The following is a 26714-nucleotide window of genomic DNA, read 5'->3' as shown; positions in this document are numbered from 1 at the left end:
CGACTGGGGCGGCTGGGTCAATCCGCCCCTGACGCTGTCCAGCGTCGCCGGCGGCCAGGGCGGCGCGGGCGTGGTCGCCGAGGGCGCGGGCGCGGTGCTGGTGAACAGCGGGCAGATATGGGGCGGCGGCGGGGGCGGCGGGGGCCAGGTGACCAGCCTCGAGGGCGGCAGCTCGGTCCCCCGGATCGGCCGCGGCGGCGACGGCGGCGTGGGCGTGGCCCTGGCTGCCGACAACCAGCGCCTGCTCAACATTGGTGAAATCCGTGGCGGCAACGCCGGGGCCAGCGGCGCGTACGATTTTGGCCTGGGCGGCGTCGGCGTGCGGGTGTCCGGCAACGGCACCATCGTCACTCAGCAGGGCACGATCATCGCCGGCCTCGACTCGCGCAATGCGCGCGGCACGGCGATCTGGCTGTCGGGCGCTGGCAATACCCTGGCGCTGGCGCAGGGGTCGACCACGCTTGGCGATGTGCTGCTCAGCCCGGCGGGCGGCAATCGGCTCAAACTGGCGGGCGGGGCGACCGCCGCCGTTGCGGTCACCGGCAATGTGACGTTCGGCGCGGGCGGCATCTACACCGTGCGCGCCACGCCCGCCGCGTTCGACCGGCTCGACGTCACCGGCCGGGCGGCGCTGGGCGGCGCCACGGTCGAGGTGACCGCGCAACCCGGCGCGTACAGCGAACACTTCAGCCAGGTCGTGCTGAGCGCCAGCGGCACCTTCGTCGGCTCGCGCTTTGCCGGGGTGACTTCCGACCTGGCCTACCTGACCCCGACGCTTACCTACTCGGCCGACGACAAGCAGGTGACGCTGACGTTGACGCGCGCGCGGGTCCCGCCGGTGGACCCCGTCGACCCGGTCGACCCCGTCACGCCGGTGGATCCGGGCACGGGCGGCATGCCGCTGCGCTTCGCCGACCTGGTGTCGGGACGCAATGCCCGCGCCGCGGCCAACGCGGTCGAATCGATGCCCGCCTCGCACAGCGTGTACGGCGCGGCCATTTCGCTGCCGGCCGGCGCGCCGCAAGGCTTCTTCTCGGGCCTGTCGGGCGAGGCGCATGCCACGGTGGCGGCCGGCCTGAACAATCTGTCCAGCGCCGTGCGCAACACGCCGCTGGACCAGCTGCGCGGCAACCTGGCCGCCGGCAGCGCGCCTGGCGCGCCGACCGCCGCGGCGGGCGTCAGCGATGCCTCGCCATTGCCCTCGGCCATGCCCGTGTCGCAGGCGCGTCCGGCCTGGGCGCAGCTCGTGGGCAACTGGCAGAGCATTGGCGCCAGCGGCGGCAACGCGGCGGCGCGCCAGCGCACCGGCGGCGTGTTCGCGGGCGCCGATGGCGCCGTCGGCGGGGGCTGGCGCCTGGGCGGCGCGTTCGGGTATACGGATTCGCGCCTGTCGGTGGACGACCTGGCGTCGCGCGCCGATATCTCCAGCTACAGCGCGATCGTGTATGGCGGCAAGGCCTTCGCGGTCGGCGCGGGCAAGCTCAACCTGATGGCCGGCGCCGCCTATTCCTGGCACGACATCCACACCCGGCGCCAGATCGGCGCGGGGGGCCTGGACCAGACGCTGACGGCGGACTACGGCGGCAACACCACCCAGGTCTTCAGCGAGCTGGGTTACGCCCTGGGCGTCGCCGATGGCCTGACGCTGGAACCTTATGCCGGCGTCGCCTGGGCCGGGCAGCGCGTGCGCGGTTTCAGCGAGTCGGGCGGCAGTGCGGCCCTGTCGGGCGCCGCGAGCCGCAACGACACCACCACGACCACGCTCGGCCTGCGGGGCAGGCAGACCGTGGCGCTGGGCACGCTGGCCGGCTCGGTGTCGGCCGGCCTGGGCTGGCGCCATGCGTTCGGCGACCTGACTCCGGTCTCGCGCGTGGCCTTCGACGCTGGCCAGGCCTTCACCGTCACCGGCGCGCCGATCAGTCGCGACGCCGCCCTGGTGGAGGTGGGGGCCGACCTGGCCGTCGGCCGCGGCGCCACCCTCGGCCTGGCCTATGCGGGCCAGTACGCCAGCGCCGCCCGCGACCATACGGGCCGCATTGAAATGCGCTGGCAATTCTGACGGCATCCGGCGCGCACCGGGATATCCCTAGATAGCCCCCGCGCCATATTGCATACAAGATACCGTCATTGAGACCCCCCGCCGTTCGGCGGGCGGCCTGTGCTTCCTTCCCCCCTTGTTCATCGCATGGCTCGCGCGGCCGCCTGTCGCGCGGTCGCCGTGCGCGCCTGTCTGGAGAGAGCCTTATGCCGTTCACCCGTCGCCACGCCCTGGGCGCGCTTGCCGCGCTGCCGTTGCTGCCTCGCCTGGCGCTTGCCCAGGCCCAGGCCAATTTCCCCACCCGCCCCGTGCGCCTGCTGGTCGGCTTCGCGCCCGGCGGCCTGACCGACATCGCCGCCCGCGCGCTGGCCGAGCGCATGGGCAAGATCCTCAAGGGCAACGTGGTGGTCGAGAACCGGCCGGGCGGCCAGGCCATCATCGCCACCGTGGCGGTGGCGCGGGCCGAGCCCGACGGCTATACGCTGGGCTTTGCCGGCACCAACGGCATGATCCTCAACCCCTTGCTCTACAACAACCTGCCGTACCAGGCCTCGGACTTCAAGCAGCTCGGCTCGATGGGCAAGTCGCCGATGCTGCTGATCGTGCATCCGGCGCTGGGCGTCAAGAACGTGCAGGAGTTCATCGCGCTGGCGAAAAAGAAGCCCGGCGACATCACCTGCGCCCATGCCGGGCGCGGCGTCATCAACCACCTGGCGCTGCTGCACTTCCAGTCCAGGACCGGCACCCAGTTCCAGGACGTGCCGTACAAGGGTAGCGGCCCGGCGCTGCTGGACCTGATGGCCGGCACGGTGCAGAGCACGTTTGATTTCCCGACCTCGGCGCTGGCCAACATCCAGTCCGGCAAGCTGCAGGTGCTGGCGGTGACGGCCGACCAGCGCCTGTCGAGCCTGCCCGACGTGCCGACCATGAAAGAGGCCGGCGTCGATGGCTTCGAGCTGTACACCCGCATGATGATCTCGGGCCCGGCGGCGATGCCGGCGGCGGTCGCCGCCACGCTGGAGAACGCGGTGCGCGAAGGCACGCGCGACCCCAGCCTGGTCAAGCAGTTCGCCGAGCAGGGCGTGACCGTGGAGTTCACCTCGTCGGCCGACCTGGACCGGGTCATCGCCGAAGAGTCCGCCATGTGGGCCGGCGTGATCCGCGCCAACAACGTGCCCAAGACCGACCTGAAAGGCTGAGGACGCGCCATGACCGAACAAGCCCGCATCACCGTCAGCCCCGAATCCGCGCTGATCGACGTGCCGCGCGAGATCCGCATCGACGGCTTTCCCGCTTACGCCTTCGTCACCGTCACGGCCCGCATGTCGATGAGCGGCGTGCCGTGGCGTTCGCAGGCGGTGTTCATGGCCGGCCACGACGGCAGCCTGGACCTGGCGCGCGATTGCCCGGTGTCCGGCAGCTATGCCGAGCCGTCCGCCATGGGACTGGTGTGGTCGATGACCTGCGAGCAGATGGACCGGGTGGTGTTCCCGCCCGATCGCACCGAGCCGCTGGTGACCGACCTGCACGCCACCGACGGCCGGCACGAGGCCACGGCGCGGCTGGTGCAGACCTTCGCGGCCGAGGGCGTCACGCACCGCGCCGTGCGCGAGCAGGTCGGCGGCATGACGCTGTCGGGCGAGCTTTACACGCCCGCCGGGCCCGGCCCGCATCCGCTGGTGATCTACATGAACGGCTCGTCCGGCGGCGTGAACGCGCCGCGGGCCGCGCTGTTCGCCGCCCGCGGCTACCAGTGCCTGGCGCTGGCCATCTTCAACTACGACGGCCGGCCCAAGTACCTGAACGACATGCCGCTGGAGTATTTCGAGCATGCGCTGCGCTGGGCCCGCGCCGAACTCAAGCCGCGCGACGGCTTCGTGGCGCTGTCCGGCATCAGCCGCGGCGGTGAGACCTCATTGCTGGTGGCGTCGCACTATCCCGACCTGGTGAGCGCGGTGGTGGCCTACGTGCCGTCGCCCGTCACGCATGGCGTGGTCAGCGCCGGCGAGCCGGGCACCGGACGCAACGCGCAGGTCTGGCGCAAGGCCGGCGAGCCCTTGCCGCACCTGTGGCAGGACAACGCCAGCGCCGACTGGGAGGCGGCCTACGCCTCGGATCCGCCGTACCGGCAGACCCATGCGTTTCTCAGCGCCAGCCGCGATGCCGCCGCGTTCGAGCGCGCCCGCATTCCGGTGGAACGCTATCCCGGCCCGGTCATGCTGGTCAGCGCGTCGGACGACGGTTTCTGGCCCAGCACCGCGTATTCCGAGATCGTCGTGCGCCAGCGCCAGGCGCATGGGCTGCCGACCTTGCACCATGTCTGCCATGGCGCGGGGCACCACGTGCACTATCCGTGCCTGCCGGCCACGCTGATCAGCAAGCCGCACGCCATGTCGGGCCTGTTGCTGGACGCGGGCGGCACGCCGCCGGCCAACGCGGCCGGCAACGAGGCGTCCTATCGCGCGGTGCTGGCCTTCCTGGCGCGCGCGGCCGGGCAAGCGTCATAACGCACACGGCCCCGACCGGCGAGGCCGGCGGGGCCGTGGGGGCGCGGGCCGGCGCGTGCGCCGGCCCGCGGGCGTTTCAGAGGATCACGCCTCGGCGGCGGCTTCCTCGGTCGCGGCGACCGGCTGCACCTGATCGATCAGGCTGGGCCAGGTGTTGATCGACAGCAGGTGGCAATAGACCAGCGGCAGCCAGCCGTTGGCGCGCCAGCGCAGGAATTCCGCTTCCGGCAGCTTGTTGAACTTGGCTTCGTCGATCACCTTGAAACCGGACATGGCCAGGCGCTGGCCGTCGGCCAGGGTGATGTCGGCGCGGTTCTCGATCAGCAGGTCGGCGTCGGCCAGCGCGCGCGCGAACTCCAGCGTGTAGGCGTGCTGGTTCTGGTAATCGCGGCAGAACTCCAGCGCGCTGCGCGCCAGCGCGGTCGGCTCGCCGGCCTCGTCGAAGAACGGGTTGTCACGGCCCTCGACCACCGCGGCGGCCTTCTCGTCGACGCACAGCGTGTACTGGCTGCGGTCTTCGTTCTCCATGAAGATGAAGGGATAGCGGCGCACGTAGGCCGGGATGTAGGTGCCGGGGCGCCATTGGCCCTGCGCGTCGACGAACAGGTTTTCCTGGCCGCGCACGCCCAGCACCGCGACCGGCGTGGGCTGCTCGCCATCGGTGAAGACGATGGGGAAGTGGCGGCACGCGGTCGGCAGCTCGGTGGCCACCAGCGGCACGGCGTTGGTCTTGGCGGCGTAGCCGAAGCCCGTATTGCTGGCCAGCGACAGGTTGTCATGCACGCCGGCGGCGAGCGGACGGGGTTGTTCGTAGAACAGGGGAAGCGAAGTCTGCGTAGTCATGATGTCGGATCAGAGAGTGCGGGATTGAATGTCGAGTTCGCGGCGCGCGTCGTCGGCGGGGGGGATGCCTTCGACGGCGGGGCGCTGCGGGTTGCCGGCGGGCGTGTGCAGCACCGGGCCATTGCCGTTCGGCACGGTCAGCACGGCATTGTCGCCGGAAGGCAGCTGCCAGGAAAAGGCGGAGGCCACCGTCAGCACCTGCGGATCGGCGAAGGCGCCCAGCACGTCGGGGCCGAAGCCCTTGGACGGCACGGTGCCCTGGAACAGCGGGTTGGCGGTGGGCGTGCTGGGGATCACCGAGCGCGGGGCCGTGACCGCCGCCAGGCGGTCGATCACGTCCGTCTGGCCCCAGGTGGCGCCGTTCATGTAGTACGGCGCGCCGGCCAGCGAGCTGCGGATCGTGGTGGCGGCCATGGAACCGGTCTTGCCGCCGATCGTGCCCCACATGTCGGCCGAGCCGGCGTTCGGCACGGTCAGGCCGGCCACGTCCAGCTTGTGGCTCGGGTCCGCGTCGTTCAGGCCGATGCGCAGCGCGCCCGAGCCCGAAGCCAGCGTCAGGGACGTCTGCGGGCCGGTCAGGCCAATGGCGGTGATGTCGCCGTTGGTCTGGATGACCGCGTTGCCGCCCTGCAGCTTGGCCGGCGCGCCCAGGTTGATCGGGCCCTGCGTCACCAGCAGCTGGGCCGGCAGCGTGAGGCCGGCGCCGCCGGTCTGGGTGAAGCCGGTGGCGGCCTTGACCGTGCTGCCGCCGCCAAACGACGTGGTGCCGGTGGGGCTGGTGTTGGCGATGCGGATCGCGCCGGTGTCGGCGGTGACATCCTTGCCAAACGACACGGTGCCGCCGGAGATGTCGATGCCGTCCGGGCCCGAGGCGCGCACCGCGCCGTTGTAGCTGGCGGTCTTGGCCTCCAGCTGCTGCACGCGGTAGGCGCTGACGTCGCCGTTGAACACGATGGTGTCGACGGCCCGCAGGGTCAGCGAACCCAGGCCGGTGGCGTCGCCCGCGACCTGGATGTTCTTGGCGGCGTTGACGTTCAGGTTGTTGCCGTTGCCGCCGTCCAGCTTGCTGCCCAGGATCACCGAGCCGGTGTCGCTGGTCAGGTCACGGTCGCCCTTCAGGGTCACGGCGCCGTTGTAGACCTGGTCGCCCGTGGTGTGCGTCTTGCCGCCGCTCAGGGTGGTGGCGCCGGTGACGGCCACGGTGCGCAGCGGCGTGGTGGCGCCGACGTCGCCCTGGATATCGGCGTTGCCGACGATGACCAGGCCTTGCTGGCCCGGCTGGGTGCCGTCGACGCCGGCCTTGAGCTGCACGTTGGCGCCGGTCAGGGTGGTGTCCACGCCGCTCAGGATGACGTGCTGGCCATACTGCTGCGCGCCGGTGGTGTCGATCGAGCCGCCGTTGATCAGCACGTCGCCGTTGCCGCCGGTCTGCACCGAGGCGGCGCGGACGGGGCCGTCCAGCACGATGTCGCCGGCGGCGCCGACCTTCAGGTCGCCCAGGCGCGTACCCTGGCCGACCGGGCCGGAGAACATCACTTCGCCCTGGCTGGCGACGACCGTCAGGCCGCCGCCGCCATCGACCGCGCGGTCAAAGCCGATGTCGCCCTGGCGGCTGGTCACGGTGACGTTGCCGCCGAGCGTGACGTTGCCCTGGTACGACTGTTCGCCCACGGTGGTGATGGTGCCCGCGCCCAGCGTGGCGTTGCCCTTGACCGTCAGGTTGGCCAGCGGGTCGTTGGCGCCCAGCGGTCCCTTGAGCACGGCGTCGCCGTCGATGGTCAGGTCATGCCCGCCGTCGCCGCCGCCCAGCAGGCTGACGGTGCTGCCCTTGAGCACGGTGTCGGTGCTGAACACGGCGCGTTCGCCGTAGGACTGCGTGCCGGTGGTGTCGACCAGGCCGCCGTTGATGGCCACGGTGCCGCCGACGTCGGTGTTGACCGACGCGGCGTACACCGCCTTGTCGAAGGTGGTGGCGCCGTTGCTGTTGATGGCCAGCGCGCCCAGGCGGCCGGTGGTGGCGTCGCCGACCTGCTGGGTGAAGCGCACGTCGCCGCTGCCGCTGCTGACCGTCAGGCCGTTCGCGGTGGCGCCGCGGCTGGCGACGGTGTCGCTGAAGGTCACCTTGGCATTGCTGGTGCTCATCTGCGTGGCGTCGGTCAGCCAGACCTTGCCCTGGTAGGACTGCTCGCCCACCGTCTTGATCGGGCCGCCGCCCAGTTCCACGTCGTTCTCGACGGTCAGGTAGGCCAGGCGGCCATTGGCGCCAGCGCCGACCGGGCCGCCGATCACGGCCGGGCCCTGCAGGGTCAGGCCCTGCTGTTCGTCGGTCGAATTCGCGCCCTGGGCCAGGGTGATGCTGCTGCCCTTGAGCGTGACGTTGCTGGCCAGGGTGACCAGTTCGCCGAAGCGCAGGACGCCGGTGGTGTCGATGCGTTCGCCCTTGATCGTCACGGCGCCCGGGTCGTCGGTCTGCAGCGATGCGGCATAGACCGAGCCGTTGAACGCGGTCGTGCCGGCGGTGTCGATGCTCAGGTTGCCCAGGCGTTGCGTGGCGCCGCCCACGGCGTCGAAGCTGACGTTGCCGCCGGCCGTCGAGGCCACGTGCAGGTCGCGCGAGCCGTTCAGCGTGCTGTCGAACGCCACGTTGCCCGAGGTGGTGCTCAGCGTGTGGTCGCGGCCCAGCGTGACGGCGCCCTTGTAGCGCTGGTTGCCGGTGGTGGCGATGGTGCCGGCGTTGAGCGTGGCGCTGCCGTCCAGGGTCAGGCTGGCCAGCTTGGTGGTGGCGCCGATGGCGCCGGTCAGCGCGGCCGCGCCGTCGATCTCCAGCGCATGGGCGCCGTCGACGCCGTTGGCCAGGGTGACGGTGGCGCCGGTCAGCACCGCATCGTCGCCCAGCTCCACGTGGCCGGTGTAGGTCTGCGCGCCGCTGGTGGTGACGCTGCCGCCGTTGATGGCCGTGCCGCCGGTGCCCGCCTGGTTGAGCGAGGCGATGTCGACCGCGCCGCCATAGGTGGTGGTGCCGCTGCTGGTGACGGTCAGCGCGTTGGCGCCCGACACGCCGCCCGTGAAGGCGACCGCGCCGCTGCCGGTGGACACGCTGACGGCGCTGGCCAGCGTGGTCGCGCCGTCGACGCCGAAGGCGCCGTTGGTGGTCGTGTAGGCGCCGCGCAGCGTGGTGGCGCCGTTGTACTGCTGGGCGCCGGTGCTGGTGACCTGGCGCAGGTCGATGTTGTTGCCGGTGATGGTCAGGCTGGCCAGGTTGGAGGCATTGCCGCCCAGCGTGACGTCGCCGTCGCTGGCGACGATCACCGCCTGCTGCGCGCCGCCGTTCAGCGTGCCCGAGAGGGCGACGCCGCCGTTGGCGCCGTTGGCCGTCAGGGTGCGCTTGGCGCCGGCCAGCGTGGCGCTGCCGGTGATGCCGATGGCGCTGCCGGTCAGGTCGCCGTTCAGGGTGACGTTGCCGCTGTAGGCCTGGCTGCCGCTGGTGTTGGCGGCGGCCATGGCGATGGCCGCGCCGCTCACGGACAGGTCATGCACGTCGGTGCTGGCGATGTCGTGGCTGACGGTGACGTTGCCGGCGCTGGAGGCCAGCGTGACATCGCCGCTGTTGCCGGCCGACAGGCCGACCGCGCTGACCAGATTGCCGGTGGCGCTGATGCCGATGTTGCCGTCGGCCGTGGCCACGCGGCCCAGCGTCAGCGGGCCGCTGCCGTCCACGTAGATGTCGCCGCTGCCCAGGACGTTGGCCTTGAGGTTGCGGGCCGTCGTGGTGACGTGGTCGGCAGAGGTGCCAATGCCGGTCTTGCTGGTCAGGTCCAGGCTGTTGGCGATCAGGCTGTTGCCCAGGCCCAGCAGCGAGCCTTCGGCGGCGCTCAGGACCACGGTGCCGTTGGCGGCGCCGGCGTTGACGGTGTCGATCTCGACGTTGCCGTGCTGCGAGGTCAGCGTGATGGTGCGGTTGCTGCCGGCGGCCGTGGCCGCGGCGATCAGCGTGCCGGTGGCCGTGGCGTTGATGTCGCCGTTGGCGGTGCTCAGCGACGCGTCGAGCGCGCCGGTGTTGGTCAGCGTCAGGTTGGCCGGCGTGGTGGTGCCGGTCAGGCTGGCCGCGACGGAGCTGGCTTCGGTCACCAGATTGGTGTTGCCGCCCGCGGCGCCGCTGCTGAAGCTGACCGTGGTGCCCTTGACGTTGATCGTGCGCGGCGCGGCGCCGGCCGCGACCACGTCTTGCGTGCCCTTGAGCGTGACGGTGCCGTTGGCCTGCACGCCGGCGGCGGCCAGCTTGAGCGTGCCGCCCGAGGACAGCAGCAGGTTGTCGGCGGTATTCGACATGCCGCCGCTGGCGTCCAGGTCGCCGGCGCTGGTCAGGTAGACGGAGCTGTTGGCGCCGGCCTGCTGGATGTTGCCGCTGTTGGCGGTGAGCGCCCGCGTGCCGACGTTGTTGAGCACGATGACGGCGCCGTCGGCGGCGGTCGACAGATTGCCCAGCGCGCCGAGGTTGGTGCGCAGCGCGATGCCGCCGGTGCCGTTGGCCAGGTAGGCGGCCGAGCCGATGCTGCCGCCGGCGATGGCGGTCAGGCTGTTGCCCGTGATCAGGTTGCCCACCAGCGCGCCCTTGATCGAACCGGCCGCCTGCAGCGTGACGTCGCCGGCCTGTTTGGCGTCGATCGTGTTGATCGACAGGTCGCCGCTGGTGGTGGCGATCGAGATGCCGTTGTTGGCCGAGCTGGTCTTGCTGACCGCGCTGGTGACCAGGGTCGGGCCGGCGGTGGTGATGCCGATGGCGCCGTCCTGGGTGATGACCGAGGCCAGCGTGGTGCCGGCCGCGCGGTTGTCGTTCAGGTAGAGCGAGCCGCTGCCGGTGACTTCGGCGATGATGTTGGCGGCGGTCGTCTGCAGGTTGTCGGGCGAGCCCGCCGCGCCGCCGATGCCCGCGCCGGCCTTGAGCGTGACGGTGTTGCCGATGATGCGGGTGGATTCCTCGCGGTCGTCGACGATGGTGCTGCCGGTCTTGCTGAAGTCGATGTTGACGGTGCCGGCGCCGGCGTCGATGTTGCCCGCGACCAGCTGGCTGTTGTTGCCGTTGCCGACGATCTTGATGGTGCCGTTGCTGGCGATGGCGTTGGCGATCTGCAGATTGCCGGCGGCCGCGATGTCGATGGTGTTGCCCGACAGGTACGAGTAGACGGAATTGTTGTCCGCCGCCAGGTACATGCCGCCGTTGGTGGTGACTTCGACGCGCTGGCCGGTGGCGTTGATGCGGCCGTTGACGGCGCCGACGGCGTTGGCGCCGTTCAGGGCGACGCCGTAGGCCTTGACGGTGGCGCCGGCGGCGTCGGCCAGGATCGAGCCGTTCTCGGCGTTGAGCGTGACCTGGCCGTGGTTGGCGCCGGCCTGCACGTTCTTGACCGTGATGTTGCCGGAGGTGGTCTTGACCGAGATGTCGTTGCCGGCCGCGTCGGTGCCCGACGTGACGCTGGTCAGCGCCAGGCTGCCGTTGCCGGTGATGCGGGTCTCGCCGTTGGCGACCGAGGTCGTCAGGCCGCCCAGCAGGTTGCCGCTGCTGTCCAGGTAGAGCGAGCCGTCGCCGGTGACGGTGGCCGACACCGGGCTGTTCGGCGCGGCGATCTTGATCGCCGCGTCGCGCGTGCCGATGCCGTTCTGCGCCGTCAGCGTGATGGCGCCGGTGCCCGCGCCCGAGAGCGTGCCGCCGCCGTACAGGATGCTGCCGGTCTGGGCGTTCAAGGTCAGGGCGTTGCCGGTGCCGTAGCTGACGGTGCCGACCAGGATGTCGCCGGTGGTGGTGGTGACCGACAGGTCGCCGCCGGCGCGCAGGTTGCCCAGGTTGATCGAGCCGTTCTGCTTGAGCCAGATGCCGCCCGAGGCGGTGGCGGCGATGTTCTTGACCTGGGTGTTCAGGGCCAGGCCGGCAGAGCCGATGGTGTTGGGCGTGTTGCCCGTGGCGGTGGACAGCGTCAGGTCGCCAGCGACGATCTTCGAGGACGCGTTCATGCCCTGGATCGAGCCGCCCGTGGTGTAGTACGGGTTGGTCGACAGGTTGACCGAACCGTTCTGGGTGACGTCGATGTCGTGTACGTTGATCGCGCCGATGGCCTGGTAGGTGAAGTTCAGGCCAGTCGTGTCGCGCACGACGGTCAGCGCGGTGGCATTGCTGCTGTCGCCGCCGCTGAATAGCAGGTTCTTGGCGCCGATGGTCAGGAAGCCGGCGCTGCCCAGGTTCGAGCCCTGCGCGTTGTTGCGGATGATGGTCAGGTCGGACAGGTCGGCCAGGTTGTCGACGTAGATGCTGCCGGGCGTGGCCATCGTCAGCTTCTCGGTGTTCAGATGCAGGAGAGCCGCGTTGGACGTGCCGATCTTCGAGGCCGTGCCGTAGTTGGCCGTCAGGCTGACGCTCTTGCCGGTGACCAGGTTGCTGTTGTCGATGCCGATGATGCTGCCGCGCGCGGTCGACAGCGTGACCGCGCCGTCGGTGGACGTGACGGTGCCCACGGTGAGGTTGCGGCCGTTGTTGCCGGTGTCGGCGGTCAGGGTGATGTCGCCCGGCGCGGTGACCGAGGTCGCCTGCAGGCCGTAGGTCTCGGTCAGCGCGATGCTGCCATCGGCGCGGTCGGTCTTGGTGGCGCTGAGGGTGACGGTGGTGGTGCCGCCGTTCAGGGCATTGGTGCGGATGGCGCTCTTGTTGCCGATCGAGCCGTTGGCCGTCAGGTTGACGCTGGTGGCGTTGTTGATCGTGCCGCTGAGGATCGAACCGCCGGTGTTGTTGACCGTGAAGGTGTTGCCGTTGGTGTTGACCGTGCCCAGCTCGATGTCGCCGGTGGTGTTGCTGACCGAGCTGGCGCCGGTCGAGGTCAGGCTCGGCAGGCTGGTGTTGCCCTCCACCGTGATGAAGGCGCCGCCGTTGTCGGCTCGGCCGCTCAGCGTGCTGACGCGGGTGTCGATGGCGTTGCCGGCGCCGGCCGCGCCGATGGCGTTGGCCGCCGTCAGGGTCAGGCCGGCCGCGTCGATCTTGGTGTTGGCGTCGCCGTCGCCCAGCAGCGAGCCGCCGCGCGAGTTCAGCACCACGCTGTCGTAGCCGACGTTGATCGCGCCGACGGTGATGGTGCGGTCGCTGGTCACGCTCAGGTTCAGGCCGCCCTTGTCCTCGACCTTGGTCAGGACCAGGCCGGCGCTGCTGCCGCTGCCGCCGTCCGCGGCCTGGAGCACGATGCTGCCGCCGTCGCGCGTGGGCGAGTTGATGCTGTAGCTGCGCGCGCCGTTGCCGGTGGAATACAGCGTCAGCGCGTCGATGTGGCGGTTGGAGTCGATGTACACGTCGCCGACGTTCTGGATGTTCACCAGCGGCGCCGACAGGTTGATCTCGCGGCCCACGGCGCCGATGGCGCCCGAGCCCTGGGTGATGATCTGCACCGACGCCGCGGTGACGCGCTGGCTGTCGTCGGCGCTGCCCAGGATGCTGTTGTTGCTGGACAGGCGCACCGTGCCGTTCTGCGTGGTGTCGATGATGCCGATGTCCTGGCCGACGTTGCTCGACAGCATCAGGTTCAGCCCGGTGTTGTCGCGCACCTCGTTGACCTGCAGGCGGCTGCCGTTATGGGCCACATCGAACAGCAGTTCGTTCGACAGGATCTGGTAGGTGGCCGCCGACGAGCCGGTGGCGTACAGCGACAGGCTGGCCAGGTCGCGGTCGTTGTCCAGGTAGACGTGGCTGCCGGCCGTCAGGTAGAGCTCGCCGGTGGTGGTGTGGATCGAGCCCGAATTGTCGCCCGACGCCACGCCGATCTGGCCGCTCGTGCCCAGCGTGACCACGTCGCCGGTGATGTGCGAGGTCGGCGTCAGGTTCAGGATGTGGGCGCCTGAGCCATAGGCGCCCAGGCTCACGGTGTTGGCCGGGCCGACGTCGACGTTGCCGACGTACAGCGTGCGGTCGCCGTTGAACGAGAAGTTCAGGCCGGTCAGGTCGCTGACCTGGGTCATGACATAGGAGCCGGCGTCCGTGACGTTGAACGTCAGGCCCTTGGCCGCCACCTGCAGCACGTTGTCCAGGGCGCTGTTGGCGTGGTTGGCGGTGATGTTCAGCGAGAACAGGTCGCTGGCGTTGTCGAGGTACAGGTTGCGGCCCGACTGCGTGGTCAGCTGGCGGGTGTCGGTCAGGATCTCGTTGCCGGCGACGCCGATCGACTGGGTGGCCGTGAGCGTCAGCACCGGGGTGACGAAGCGGCCGGCGCCCTGGGTGATCGAGCCGTTGGTCACGTTGACCTGGGCCGAGCTGGTGGCGCTGTTGTCCCGCAGCGTCAGGCTCTTGTTGTTCGACACCCACAGGCTGCCGCGGATGTTGGACGAGAGCGAATCAACGCTGACGAACAGCGGCTGGTTGGTGGCGTAGGTGCCCGTGACCGAACCGGCGTTCAGGGTCAGCGCGCTGGTGGTGATGTTGGGCAGGCTGGCGCTGGAGCTGTTGCCGTAGATGGTGCCATTGCTGGCCAGCGTCACCGAGCCGCCGGCGGCGGTGGTGACGTTGTTGACGGTCAGCGAGCGGTCCGACGAGATCGACAGCGCCAGGTTGCCGCTGTTGGTGATGTTGTTGAGCGTCAGGCCCGCGGTGCCGGTCGAGTCGCTCAACGAGAACGCCGTCATGCCGGTAGCGCTGATGTTGTACGTGTTGTTGACCGAGCCGCTGCTGCTGCTGTGGTTGGCGGTCAGCGACAGCGAATCGAACTGCTTGCTGTTGGCGATGGATACATTGCCGGCCGAGGCGACCGCCAGGTTGGCGGTGTTGGTCTGGGCCGATACGCTGCCGTTGGTGCCTAGCGCGCTCAGGCTGACGTTGTTGGCGGTGACCATGCCCGAGCCGCCGATGGTCGGGGCCAGGTCGCTGTTGGCGTAGCGCGACGTCAGCGACACCGAACCGCTGCCGGTGTTGATGGTGTTCAGCGTGATGGCGGTGTCGGTATTGACCGTCAGCGCGGCGCCGCTCATGTTGGCGCCGATCGCCAGGTTCGTGCCGCCGGAGATGCTCATTACCTGGCTGCCCAGGCCGCCGAAGGCGTAGCTGTTGGTGTCGAAGTTGACGCTGCCGGCGTCGCGGCGCGACAGGTACAGGTTCAGGCTGTTCAGCGCCAGCCCGCCGTTGTTCAGGTTGATGTCGCCGTTGTTGGTGATGGCCAGGTTGCTGGTGCTCAGGCGCAGGGCGCGGCCGCTGGTGCCGATGGCGCCGGTATTGGCGTCGCGCGCGGTGTAGCTGTCCGAGCCGGTGGCGGACAGCGTGACGCTGCCGGCCGTGATGCGGCCGGCGGTGCCGTCGCTGGTGATGCTGGAATTGACGCCGCCGCCGGTGGTCGTCAGGCTGATCGTGTTGCTGGCCGTGAGGGTGCCGACCTGGATGTTCTTGCGGCCGCTGAAGCTGAAGTCGGTCAGGCCGCCCGTGACCTGTTGCAGGTACTGTGTGGTGCCGTCGTCGCTGATGGTGATGACCTGGCCGGCGCCGCCGGTGATGGCGAAGGTGCTGGCGCTGCCCGCGTTCTTCAGGCTGTTGATGGCCAGGCTGCGCAGCACGGTGTCGCTGCCGACGTACATGTTGTTGCCGGCCGTCAGGCTGAGCGCCGAGGCGCCGGTCAGCGCCAGCGCGCCGCCCGTGGCGGACGTGCCGATGGAGCCGTTCGAGCCGGCCGTCAGCGCGACGGTCGCGGCGCGGATGGCGCCGGGGCTGGCCGGATTGTCGTTGGCGATGTTCAGGCCCGACACCAGGCTGACCTTGCCGTTGGCGCCCGCGTCGATGTTGCCGACCAGCAGATTCTTGTTGTTGGCGGTGAAGCCGAAGTCCAGATTGGTCGAGCTGGCGATGTCCGCCAGGTGGATGCCGAGGCCGTCGTCGGTGACGGTGAAGGCCGTCAGGTTGGGCGCGGTGATGCTGTACACGCCATTGGCCGAGCCATTGCGCGTGACGTTCAGCCGAGTCAGGCCAGTCAGGCTGTCCACGGCGATGTTGCCGCCGCTGGTCAGGCTGACGTCGGGCGCCTGCAGCGTCAATGCCGCGCCGGCCGCGCCGATCGCGCCGCTCGCCGTCAGGGCGATGTTGCTGGCGCGGATCAGGGTGGCGGCATCGCCGTCGTCCAGCAGCGAGCCGCCGGTATTGGCCAGCGTGGCCGCGCCGCCGGCGCGCAGGCTGCCGAGGGTGGTGTTGCCGGAAGACTGGGTGTAGCCGATCTGGCCGGTGCCGGCCTCCAGGCGCGTCAGCTTGATGTTGCCGGTGGTGCCGTTCAGATAGATGTCGGTGCCGGCGGTGGCCTGCACGTTGGCCTGGCCCGCGGCGCCCACGCCGACGTAGCGCACGGCGCCGTTGTACATGCCGCCGATCGCGCCCGCCGCCGACAGCGTGATGTCGTTGCCGCCCGCATAGATGCTGCCGCTGCCGTTGCCGTACAGCGAGCCGTTGGCCACGTTCAGCGTCACGCTGCCGTTGTTGCTGCGCACCGTGTTGGCCAGCAGCGCGTCGCCCTGGCGCAGGTCGATCTGCACGGCGTCGCTGGCGGTGATGTTGTTCAGCGTGACGATGCCGGTGTAATTGTTGGCGCCGGTCGGATTGGGCGGCTGCACATAGAAGCCGCCATTGCTCGCCGTGCCGCTCAGGTAGCCGGTCAGCACGTCCAGATAGCCCGTGCCGGTGGCGCCGACGGCCTTGCCGGCGATCAGGTTGACCGAGTTGGCCAGCAGGCGGGTCTGCTTGTTGCCGTCGTCGCGCAGGTCGCCCGCGGCGTTCAGCGTGATGCTGCCGCTGTAGCCGGCGTCGATGCTGCCGACCGTGATGTCGCGGTCGCTGTTGAAGCTGAAGTTGATCCAGTTGCTGTCGCGCACTTCACGGATCGTGTGGCCGCCGACGTCGTCGGTGATATTGAACAGCAGCGACGGCGCGCGCACGTCCAGCGTGTAGCGGTCGTCCGCGGCCTTGTGGCGCGCGTATACCGTCAGCGAGTTGAGGTCCGCGATGTCGGTGGCATAGAGGTTGCCACGGGTGTCTAGCGTCAGGCCCGGCGCGTTGATCGCGACGTAATTGGCGCTGGTGCCGATGTCCTGGGCGGCCGTCAGGCTGACGTTGTTGGCGGTGACGCGCGTGTCGGCGATGCCGTCATCCAGGATGCTGCCCTGGGTGGAGGTCAGCGTGATGTTGCTGCCGGCGCGGATATTGCCCAGCTTCAGGCTCTGGTCGCCGGTGAACGAGAACTGGTTCAGCAGCGAGCTGTAGACCTGCTTGAGCTCGTAGGCGTTGCCCAGGTCGTCGTTGACGTCGAAATTCAGGAACGGCGCGGCCACCTGCAGCGTGTTGCGGCGGGCGGGGTCGGCGTGCCAGTTGTTGATCGCCAGGTAGGTCAGCGTCTTGGCGGGATTGTCGACATAGATGTCGCCGCCGCTGCCCAGCGTCAGGCTGGTGGTCGCGGTATTGATGTGGTCGCTGGCCGTGCCAATGTGCTGTTTGGCCTGCAGGTTGATGCTGCTGCCCGCCAGTGCGCTGTTGGCGTTGGCGCGCAGGATATTGCCGCCCTGGGCGTTGAGCGACAGCGTGCCGTTGCCGGCGTCCAGCATGTTGGCGGTCAGGTTGGCCACGCCGGTGACGTAGATGCCGTTGCTGGCCTTCAGGTCGTCCAGCAGCACGGAGCCCTGGGCCTGGTTCAGGTAAATGCTGCCGCCGGTGGCGTGCAGTTCGTTGGCGGCCGTGCGCAGGTAGATCCCGGCAGTGCCCACCGTGTAGGCGGTGTTGGAGGCCGGGGCCAGCAGGGTGACGACGTTGCCGGTAATGAGCGAGGCGGCGTTGCCGGTGATGCTGCCGGCGCGCGCGGTGAGCGTGACGTTGCCCGAACCCGCGTTGATCTGGCCGGCGGCGATGCTGTTGCCGGTCAGGTTGATGGCGCCGCCGCCGGAGCCGACGTTGTTGGCCGAGACGCTGCCCGCGCCGGTGATCACGATCGGACCGCCGTTGGCCTGCGCCTGCGTGATGTTCAGGTTGGTGCTGGTGCTGTCCAGGTACACGCCGCCGAGGCCGGCGTTGGCGGACACGGTGCTGGCGTTGGTCTTGATGGCGCGCGCGGGGCCGCCGATGATGCCTAGCTCGGCCGACAGCGTCAGCGAGGCGGTGGAGATGCTGGTGGCGTCGTTGCCGTCGTCGACGATGGTGCCGAGGAGCGAGGTCAGCGTGGCCGAGCCCGCCTTGATGTCGCCCAGCGTCAGGTGGGCGGAGGTCTGCGCGACCAGGCTGCCGGTGGTGTCGATCGCCTTCAGGTTCAACGTGCCGCTGTTATTGACGTAGATGCCGCCGCTGCCGCTGGTCGCGATCAGGGCGGCCGTCTGCGTGCGCAGCGCCTGCGCCGACGAACCGATGGCGCCCGTGCGGCCGTCGCCGCCGGCGGCGCTCAGGGTGATCTGGCTGGCGGTCAATTGTCCGGTCGGGGTGCCGAGGATGTGGCCGGCCGTCGACGTCAGGGCCAGCGTGCCGGCGCCCAGGCCGATGTCGCCGACGGTGATGGTGCGGTCGCCGGTGAACGAGAAGTTCAGGCCCGACTGGTTGACCGTGTTCAGCTGGTAGCCGCCGTTGTCCTGCAGCGCGAAGGCCAGGCCCGGCGAGGTCAGCAGGAAGCTGTTGTTGGCGCCCGGTTGCGCGTGGCGGCTGGTGATGTCCAGCGAGGTCAGGGTCTGACGGTTGGCCACCGCCAGGTTGCCGCCGGTCGCCAGCGACAGCAGCGCCGTCTGGGTGTTGACCGGGGCGGCCAGGTCGCCGATGCTGCCGCCGCTGGCGTCCAGCTTGACGGTGTTGCCCGCCACCACCTGGTTGGCGCCGCCGGTGTTGCGGATCGAGCCCGCGCTGGTGCGGATCTGCGCCGCGCCGGTGCCGGCGTTGATGACGTTGGCCAGGTTGATGTCGCCGGTGGCGTTCAGCGTGATCGCGCCGCCGCGGCTGGTCAGCTTGCCGATGTTGTCCAGCGTGCTGCCCACGCCCAGCGCTTCCAGCGTGATGGAGCCGCCCTGGGCGCTGATCTCGGTGTTCGAATTCTCGAAGCGGATGCCACCCGTCTGGGTCGAGCGCATCGTGAAGCTGTGGCCGCTGGTGGTCTTCAGATTGATCGCGGCCATGTCCGCGACGGTGATCTGGCCGGTGGCTTCCAGCTTGATGTTGGTGGTGCCGGCCAGGCTTTCGAGCAGGCCGCGCGACACGGTGTTGTTGGCGGTGTTGGCGTCGCCGCCGTTGACGGTGCCGTCGCCGGCGTTGCCGTCCTGCGAGCCGCTGCCGCTGGCGGAGTCGACGATGCGCAGGTCGGTCGGGTCGATCAGCAGCAGGCCGGTCTTGCCCTTGGGCGCGCGCAGGTCGGCCGAGCCGGTCAGGCCGATGTTCTTGTTGCTGGAGACTTCGGCGAAGCCGCCGTCGCCGCCCTGGGCGCCGCCGCGCGCCGACAGGCTGCCGGCGAACGCGGTGGCGTCGTTGGACCACATCGTGACGCTGCCGCCGTTGCCATTGATGAGCGCGTCGGCCTTGAGCGTGGCGCCCGCCGCCACCTTGACGGTGGACGACTTGCCGCTGAACGCGGCCGAGCCGTCGTCGGGCGCGACGCCCAGGCTGCCCAGCGCGATCTCGCCGCCGCCCGCCGCGCCGGACACGTCGATCGCGGCGCCGCGCGCCACGTTGACGTGTTCGCCGGTCACCACGACCTTGCCGCCGCGCTCGCCGGCGCCGGCGCCGGTGGCGTCGACGGTGCCGGCCACGTTGACCGTGCCGGCGTCGCCGCCGGACAGCACGATCTTGCCGTTCTTCGTGCCCACCGCCTTGGCGCTGATGATGCCGTCGGTGTTGACCACGTTGTCGATCACGCCCTTGACGGCGCGCGCCGTCAGCAGCACCGTGCCGCCGTCGGCGCGGATCACGCCGGCGTTGGTCACCAGGGCCGAGACCGGCTTGCCGTCGGCGTCCTTGGGCAGTTCGTTGACGGTCGAGGTGGCGTCGAAGCTCAACAGGCCGTCGCCATGGAAGTCGACCGTGACGGTCTTGGCGCCGGCCAGGGCCACGCGGCCCAGCTTGGCCTCGATCACGCCCGAGTTGCGCACCGCGGGCGCCACCAGCACGGCCAGGCCGCTGTCCTTGATGCTGATCGTGCCCTCATTGACGATCATGGCGTTCGCCTTGGGCGAAGCCTGGTCGAACTTGTACTTGCCCGCCAGGAAGTCCTTGTCGCTGATGTTGGCGGTGGTGGCGACCAGGCCGCCCACGTCCACGCGCGAGCCCTTACCGAACAGGACGCCGTTCGGGTTGACCAGGATCACGTTGCCGTTGGCGTTGAGGCGGCCGAAGATGGCCGACGGATCATTGCCGACCACGCGGTTCAGCGTGATGCTGTTGCTGCCCGGCTGACGGAAATTGACCGTCTCGTTGGCGCCGATGCTGAAGTCCTTCCAGTTGATGATCGCCTTGCCGGTCGACTGGTTGATGTCCAGCGTGCCGTTGCCGCGGTCATTGATGGTCGCTCCGCCGGCCACGACGTTGCCGCCGGTGGGGTTGGCGTGGGCGCCGCCGGAGACCAGCGAGCCGATCACCATGGCCATGGTGGTCAGCGCGGGCAGGGGCGGGGCCTTCAGGGACGGGCGGCGGGCGGATTGGGCGAGGATGCGGGATTGACGATTCATGGTCGGTCGCTTTTCTGTCGCGGATTAGTACTGGGCCGAGAGGCTGAAGAACACGCGGGGATCTTTGTTGCCCTGGGTCAGGACATCGGAGCTCATGGGCTTGGCCACTTCGATCGTGGCGTACAGGTTCTTGGTCAGGTTGGCGCGCATGCCGGCGCCGTAGGAGGACAGCTTGGCGCGGGTCAGCAGCGCGCTTTCGCTGCGCGACCAGATGTGGCCGCCGTCCACGAACGTGTAGACGTGCGCGCCGCTGGGCAGGAAGCGGTCGGTGGACGCGGCGTAGCGCAGTTCCAGCGACGCGGCCACGCCCGAGTCGGCGGACATTTCGCCGTCGTCGTAGCCGCGGCCGAAGTTGGGGCCGCCCAGGGCGAATTCCTCGCTGGCCAGCAGCGGGCGGGCGCTGTATTGGCCGGCGAAGGTGGCCACCAGGCTGAAGCGGTCGGACAGCTGCTGCAGGCGGGTCAGTTCGGCGGTGAGTTTCAGGAAGTCCGGGCGGCCCTTGGCGCGCGAGGCCAGCTCGTTGCCTTCCTTGGAGGCGCCCATCGCGTCCAGGCCCTGGTGCACCGTGCCGCGCACGGCGGTGATGCCGTTCCAGCTGTCGGTGCGGTCATAGCTCAGGCCGGCGCGCAGCACGCGCAGGCGGTCGCGCGTGAAGGGAATGTCGATGATGTCGGTGGCGACGTTGCGCACGTCCAGCATGCCGAAGGCGCGCAGGTTCTCCAGGCGCGAGCGGATCAGCGGATAGGTGACGGTGGCCGAATAGGCCTGCACGTCGCTGGCGACGTTCAGCGGCGCCAGTTCGCGGCCCGGCTCGCTCTTGGCGTAGCTGGCGGCCACGTCGACGGTGGCGCCGCTGTCGGACACCAGCATGTTGTAGTTGGCGCCCACGGCCTTGCTGCGGTAGGCCGGGAAGCCCATGCGGCCGGTCAGGGTCAGGCTGTCGGCGCGGCCGCCGAACGAATTGAGCGTGATCTGGCCGGTCATTTCGCTCCAGCCCAGGTAGGGCGAGGCGCGGTTGTCGATGCCCAGGCGCGCGTCGACCGCCTTGCGTTCGCTGTGCACCACCAGCACCGAGCCGCCCACTTCCTTGGGCGAGGCCTCCAGCGTGGCGCGCACGGTCAGGCCGTTCAGGTCGTTGGCCAGCAGCAGCTGGCGCTCGACTTCCGCCACGTTGATGGGGCGCACGCCGCGCAGGCGCTGCACCAGCTTCTCGACCGCCGCCTGGGCCGGGCCGATATCGCCGTCGTACTTCACGTCGGCGATGTAGCCCTCGACCACCATGATGCGGAAATGGCCATCATCGATGGTTTGCGCCGGCACGATCACGCGCGTGGTGACATAGCCGTCATTGCGGTAGCGCAGCTCGATTTCGTTGGCCACCTTGAAGGCGTCGGCGACGGTGATGGTCTTGCCGACCAGCCCCTCATAGAGCGGGCGCAGCGAATCGGCCGGGTAGCGGGTCACGCCCTCCACGCGCATATCGGTCAGCGTGAAGGTCAGCTTGTCGGCGCCGGCGGGCGCTTCCGTGGCGCCGCCTTGCTGCACCGTCACCGAAGGCGCGGCCGGGGTGCTTTCCGGCAGGGCGGGTTGCGGCAGCTGGCGGCCGGGTTCGGCGCCTGACGGCAGCCGCAACTGCACGTTCTGCGCGGCTACCGGTCCGGCGGCGAGCGCCAGCACCACGGCGGCAAAGCCGGCGCGCAAGGAGAAGGGAGGCTGGCGGAGAACGGCGGGGCGGCAGGAGTGGGCTAGGCGGCGCATGGATACGTAAGTGATAATTCGTTACAATCAGAATTAAACGAAGCTATTTGATATATTTCGTAAACATCAATAAACAAAGTTTCTAAAGTTCTTTACAACTATCCGGCACTGCGGGATTCTTGCCTGGGCAATGGCATCTTTTCGGATGCGCCACAGAGAGGGCTTGCCGGCGCGCGCTCCCGGTGTCTGCGGGATGTTGTTATCGGGATACGCTGCGGCGGTCCGGGTCGACGACGCGCTACCTTTTCCGGCAAGTTGCCCTATGTAACAAACACTATCATGTGTGAACAATGATTGCGCTTGCGAGGTTTGCCGGAATGCAGGGCACGTTTGCCACAAGGAAAAATATTCATAAACCCGCGACGGTTTCGTCGCGTGTTACCAACGCGTCCCCCCGCCAGCATGAAAGAATGCGCGGCATGAACGACGCCGCTTCCCATCCGCTCCTTCCTGGCCAGCTTGCGGGCCTGCGCGTGCTGGTCGTCGAGGACCGGCCCGAGGACCGCATGCTGCTGGTCGATTTCCTCACCAGCCAGGACTGTCGGGTCTACGTGGCCGAAGAGGGCAACGACGCGTACCGCAAGGCGCAGCTGGTGCAGCCGGACATCATCCTGATGGACGTGAACATGCCGGTCTGCGACGGCCTGGCGGCTTGCCGCCTGCTGAAGGCCGACCAGGCCACGCGCGCCATCCCCATCATCTTCCTGACCGCCGCCGCCTTGCCCACCGAACGGGTGGCGGGGCTGTCGGCGGGCGCGGTCGACTATGTCGCCAAGCCGTTCGATTTCGAGGAAGTGCGCCTGCGCCTGCTGATCCACCTGCGGGTGGCGCCGGTCCCGGCGCCCGCGCCTGCCGTGGCGGCGTCCGATGACGGCACCTCGGCCGTCGCCGCCGGCAGCTCGCTCGACGGGGTGCTGTTCCGCGCGGCGCGCAAGCTGCTGCGCGAGCGGCTCGACCACACGCCCGAACTGGTGGCCCTGGCCCAGGCGCTGGGCACCAATGCGCGGCGCCTGAACCAGGCCTTCCGGCGCTGCGCCGGCACCACCGTGTTCGAGTTCCTGCGCGAAGAGCGCATGCGCGAGGCGCGCCGCCTGCTGTGCGAGACCGGCCTGGACATCCAGGCCATTTCGCAGGCGGTGGGCTTTGGCAACCGGGGCAATTTCTCCACCGCTTTCCGCGAGCGGTTCGGCATGGCGCCGACCGCCTTGCGCCAGGAGCGGGATCCGCATGCGTAGTGTCCGTCCAGGCGTGTTGGCCTGGTTGCTGTGGCTGGCGCTGTCCTGCCTGGTCCTGCCCGTGCGCGCGCAGGCCGTCCAACCCGTCATCGACCTGAGCGCGGTGAGCGGCAGCCTGCCGCTCGACAGCGAGCTGCGCGGCATCGAGGACAAGACCGCCAGCCGGGACGCCAGCCAGATCCTGGATGACGCCTGGCAACCGGTGTCCGCCGGCTGGCTCAACCGCGGGTATTCGACCTCGGCGTTCTGGTTGCGGCTGGAGGTGCGCAACACCTCCGGCAGCACTCAGGAACGCTGGCTGTCGTTCGGCGTGCCACGCCTGGAAGACGTGCGCTTCTATCTGTTCCCGGCGGGCAGTTCGACGCCGGCCAGCGTGCTGCTGCAGGGCAACCGCGAGCCGCTGGCCCAGCGCGCGGTCCCCGCCAGCGTGTCGGTGGCGCCGCTGCGGCTCGGGCCGGGCGAGCGCATGACGGTGCTGGTGCGGGTGCAGAGCCGCTCGGCCATCAGCATGGAGCCCACCTTGCGCACGCCGGCGGCGTTCGTGAGCCAGACGCAGCGCAACACGCTGCTCGTGGCGCTGCTGGTCGGCGCGCTGGCGATGGTCGGCATCTGCGCCGGGTTGCTCGGCGTGGTGCAGCGCGATCCGGTGTTCCTGCTGCTGTCGGCCGCCATCTTTGTCGAGATTCTCTACAGCCTGTCGTTCCAGGGGCTGCTGTACCGCTACGTGCTGACCGGCGGCGGCGAGATGGCGCTGCGCGCGCCCAGCGTCCTGGCGACGGTGGCGGCGTCGCTGTTCGCCTTCATGGCGATGCTGTTCGCGGACCTGCACCGGGTGCCGCTGTGGCGCCGGGTGTACCTGTCGTTGATCGCCGCGGGCGTGGCGGGCACGGTCTGGGCGGCGCTGGGCGACTACCGCGAGGCCGCGCAGGCGCTGATCGGCCTGATCTTCCTGTGGGCGCTGGTCTGGCTGGTCTCCATGGCCGACGGCTGGCGCCGCGGCCACGCCAACGCCCGCACCTTCCTGTTGTCCTTCGCCGTCTATTGCGCCTGCCTGTTCTTGCGGGTGGCCTATATCCACGGGTTGCTGCCGGGCCGCTGGGAGGGCGGGCCGGAAGTGGCCTGGGACCTGCTGTCGATTTCGCTGATGCTGGCCGTGCTGCTATATGGCCGGTCGCGCCAGCATCGCCAGGAGCGGCTGGCGGCCCAGCGTGAGCTGGCGCAGGCGCGCGAACGCGAACACCAACGGCTGGACCAGGCCGTCACCGAGCGCACCCAGGCGCTGCAGGCGGCGCTGATCCTGGCCGACGAGGCCGGCCGGGTGCGCCAGGACTTCCTGGCGCGCATCAGCCACGACCTGCGCACGCCGCTGACCTCGATCATCGGCTTTGCCGACCTGATCCAGGCCGGCGGCCGCGACGACGCGCCGCGCGGCGCCGTCATCCGCCGCAGCGCCGACCACATGCTGGGCATGGTGAATGACCTGATCGACTACGCGGCCGGCGTCGGCGGCCAGGCCCTGCGCCTGGCGCCCGAGTACGCGCACGCCTTGCTCGACGCCGTTGCCAAGGAATCCACCCCGATCGCGGCGCGGCAGGACAACCGCTTCGAACTGCGGGTGGCGGACACGGTGCCCGCGGTGCTGGAGATGGACGGCAAGCGCGTGCGGCAGGTCCTGTCCAATCTCATCGACAACGCCGCCAAGTTCACCCGCGGCGGCGTGCTGACCCTGACCGCCGACTACGCCGCGCCCGCCCCGGGCGAGGGCGCCGGCTGGCTGACCTTGTCGGTGGGCGACACCGGCTGCGGCATCGCGCCGGAAGACCGGCAGCACATCTTCGAACCCTTCCAGCGGCTGTCGGCCGCCGAGAGCCAGCCCGGCGTCGGGCTCGGCCTGGCCATCGTGCAGCAATGGGTGCAGCGCATGCACGGCCGCATCCAGGTCGAGAGCGAGCTGGGCCAGGGCACCACGATCCGCGTGGCGCTGCCGGTCAGGGAGGTGGACGAATCGCGCGTGTCGCATCACTACATCGCCGCCGCGGCGCATGTCCTGCCGCAGCTGGATGGCAGCGGGCGACACATCTGGCTGGCCGAGGACACGCCGGAAATCCGCGAATTCCTGGTCGAGGAACTGGCCAGCCTGGGCTTCCAGGTCGACAGCGAGGCCGACGGCCTGCGCATGCTGGCGCGCATCCAGGCCAATGAGGCGAGCCGCCCCGACCTGATCCTGACCGACCATCGCATGGAAGGCGCCGACGGCGCGGCCGTGCTCGCGGCCGCCCGCGCGCGCTGGCCGGACCTGCCCGTGATCGCGGTGTCGGCCACGCCGCAGGAAGCGCCCACCCCGGATGGCGCCGGCTATGACGCCAGCCTGCTCAAGCCCATCAACCTGGTGGAACTGCGGCACGTGCTGGGCCGGCTGCTGCACCTGTCGACGCAACAGCCCGCCAGCGAGGCGGCGCCCGCGTCGCCGTCGCTGCCGCGCCTGTCGCGCGCCGAGCTGGAGCAGGTGCAACGCCTGCTGGACATCGGCGGGATCTCGGACCTGATGGACTGGGCGCGCGCGATCCAGGCGCGCGATCCGGCCTTCAAGGACTTCAGCGAGCAAGTGCGGCGCCTGGCGCGCCTGGGCGACCTGGCGGCGATCGGCCAGCTGTGCGAGCGCATGCCGGTGGCGTGATCCCGGCGGCGCCAGGGCCTGCACCGGGCGCTTTCTGCGTAAACAGGCCCTAGGCCGGCGTGGAGCCGTCGCGGAACAGCCGCTCGCCCAGGAAGTCCACGAACACCCGGACCTTGGGCGACAGGTTGCGGTTCGACGGCCACAGCGCCTGGAAGCGGCCCGCGCCGCGCACCTGCTCTTCCAGCACCGTGCGCAGCGTGCCGGCCGCGAGCGCATCGCGCGCCAGGAAGTCCGGCATGCAGGCGATGCCGAACCCCTGGATGGTCGCGCCCAGCAGGGCTTCCATGTTGTTGCAGGTGAACGCGGCGCTCAGCCGCGGCTCGGCCTCGCCGGGGGCCCGCGCCAGCGGCCACGCCTGTAGCGTGCCGGCGTTGGGGTAGCGGAACCGCACCGCCCGGTGCCGTTCCAGGTCGCGCGGCCGTTGCGGCGCGCCGTGACGCGCCAGGTAGTCCGGCGCTGCGCACAGCAGCAGCCGGAAGGTGCCCAGCGGCCGCGACGTGAGCCGTGAATCGGGCAGGTCGCCGCTGCGGATCGCCACGTCCACGCGCTCGCCGATCAGGTCGACGATGCGGTCGTTGAAATCCATGTCCAGCTCGATGCCCGGATAGCGCGCGGCGAAGGCCGGCAGCACCGGCAGCAGGAAGTGGTAGCTCACCAGCGGCGCGCTGACGCGCAGCCGGCCGCGCGGCTCGCGCAGCGTCTGCGACAGCATGTCGTGCGCCTCGTCCAGGTCTTCCAGGATGCGCTTGCAGCGCTCGTAGAACAGCCGGCCTTCTTCGGTCAATTGCATGCGGCGCGTGCTGCGCTGGAACAGCCGCACGTGCAGGTCCTGCTCCAGTCGCGCCACCGCCTTGCCGACGGCCGAGGGCGACAGGTCCAGGTCGCGGCCGGCGGCGGCAAAGCCGCCCAGCTCGGCGCTGCGGACAAAGGGCAACAAGCCGCTCAGGCGGTCCATGGCGATTCCATTGAAGAAATTA

The 26714-nt window shown here is 69.9% G+C and carries 9 protein-coding genes; 5 read left to right on the top strand and 4 right to left on the bottom strand.

Annotated features, from left to right (window positions below; all coding sequences use genetic code 11):
- The 3 genes from AOZ49_RS24165 to AOZ49_RS24155 form a co-directional block, all read left to right on the top strand.
- A partial coding sequence (locus AOZ49_RS24165) for an autotransporter family protein (RefSeq protein ID WP_231690432.1) occupies nt 1-2059 on the top strand: 2059 nt, incomplete at its 5' end.
- A 185-nt stretch (nt 2060-2244) separates the two neighbouring features.
- Nucleotides 2245-3237 (top strand): Bug family tripartite tricarboxylate transporter substrate binding protein, encoded by a 993-nt coding sequence (locus tag AOZ49_RS24160; RefSeq protein WP_054478211.1) that lies wholly within the window; start codon nt 2245-2247, stop codon nt 3235-3237.
- 9 nt (nt 3238-3246) lie between these two features.
- A complete protein-coding gene (locus AOZ49_RS24155; protein WP_054478209.1) occupies nt 3247-4545 on the top strand; it encodes an alpha/beta fold hydrolase in 1299 nt (432 codons plus the stop codon).
- A gap of 84 nt (nt 4546-4629) precedes the next feature.
- Here the strand turns inward: AOZ49_RS24155 and AOZ49_RS24150 are convergent, their stop codons facing one another.
- Genes AOZ49_RS24150 through AOZ49_RS24140 form a run of 3 tightly spaced genes read right to left on the bottom strand, consistent with a single transcriptional unit; the run spans nt 4630 to nt 21768 of the window.
- A complete protein-coding gene (locus AOZ49_RS24150) occupies nt 4630-5388 on the bottom strand; it encodes a SapC family protein (RefSeq protein ID WP_054429795.1) in 759 nt (252 codons plus the stop codon).
- 9 nt (nt 5389-5397) lie between these two features.
- Nucleotides 5398-20067 (bottom strand): filamentous hemagglutinin N-terminal domain-containing protein, encoded by a 14670-nt coding sequence (locus AOZ49_RS24145; protein WP_054478206.1) that lies wholly within the window; start codon nt 20065-20067, stop codon nt 5398-5400.
- Between the two features lie 24 nt (nt 20068-20091).
- On the bottom strand, nt 20092-21768 hold the full coding sequence (locus AOZ49_RS24140; RefSeq protein ID WP_054478205.1) for a ShlB/FhaC/HecB family hemolysin secretion/activation protein: 1677 nt from the start codon (nt 21766-21768) through the stop codon (nt 20092-20094).
- A 467-nt stretch (nt 21769-22235) separates the two neighbouring features.
- Here AOZ49_RS24140 and AOZ49_RS24135 point away from each other — a divergent pair, with 467 nt between their 5' ends.
- Together AOZ49_RS24135 and AOZ49_RS24130 are read left to right on the top strand one after the other, a co-directional pair.
- Complete coding sequence (locus AOZ49_RS24135) at nt 22236-23060, top strand: response regulator transcription factor (protein ID WP_082380572.1); 825 nt, start codon at nt 22236-22238, stop codon at nt 23058-23060.
- Nucleotides 23053-25737, top strand: coding sequence for a hybrid sensor histidine kinase/response regulator (locus AOZ49_RS24130; RefSeq protein WP_054478203.1), 2685 nt, complete (start codon nt 23053-23055; stop codon nt 25735-25737). Before AOZ49_RS24135 ends, AOZ49_RS24130 begins: the two co-directional genes overlap by 8 nt.
- Before the next feature lie 49 nt (nt 25738-25786).
- Here AOZ49_RS24130 and AOZ49_RS24125 read toward each other — a convergent pair whose 3' ends face one another.
- Entirely contained in the window at nt 25787-26692 is a 906-nt protein-coding gene (locus tag AOZ49_RS24125) for a LysR family transcriptional regulator (RefSeq protein WP_054478200.1), read from the bottom strand.
- Nucleotides 26693-26714: the final 22 nt, after the last annotated feature.

This window comes from Achromobacter sp. 2789STDY5608615 (assembly GCF_001298995.1).
Lineage (GTDB): Bacteria > Pseudomonadota > Gammaproteobacteria > Burkholderiales > Burkholderiaceae_B > Achromobacter > Achromobacter insuavis.
Note: the sequence above shows the minus strand (reverse complement) of the source record. Positions and strands in the feature narration are given on the sequence as shown.

Coding starts and splice junctions, on each gene's coding strand:
- AOZ49_RS24125 (WP_054478200.1), bottom strand. CDS start 26,692: ATGGACCGCCTGAGCGGCTTGTTGCCCTTTGTCCGCAGCGCCGAGCTG.
- AOZ49_RS24135 (WP_082380572.1), top strand. CDS start 22,236: ATGCGCGGCATGAACGACGCCGCTTCCCATCCGCTCCTTCCTGGCCAG.
- AOZ49_RS24150 (WP_054429795.1), bottom strand. CDS start 5,388: ATGACTACGCAGACTTCGCTTCCCCTGTTCTACGAACAACCCCGTCCG.
- AOZ49_RS24155 (WP_054478209.1), top strand. CDS start 3,247: ATGACCGAACAAGCCCGCATCACCGTCAGCCCCGAATCCGCGCTGATC.
- AOZ49_RS24160 (WP_054478211.1), top strand. CDS start 2,245: ATGCCGTTCACCCGTCGCCACGCCCTGGGCGCGCTTGCCGCGCTGCCG.
- AOZ49_RS24130 (WP_054478203.1), top strand. CDS start 23,053: ATGCGTAGTGTCCGTCCAGGCGTGTTGGCCTGGTTGCTGTGGCTGGCG.
- AOZ49_RS24145 (WP_054478206.1), bottom strand. CDS start 20,067: ATGAATCGTCAATCCCGCATCCTCGCCCAATCCGCCCGCCGCCCGTCC.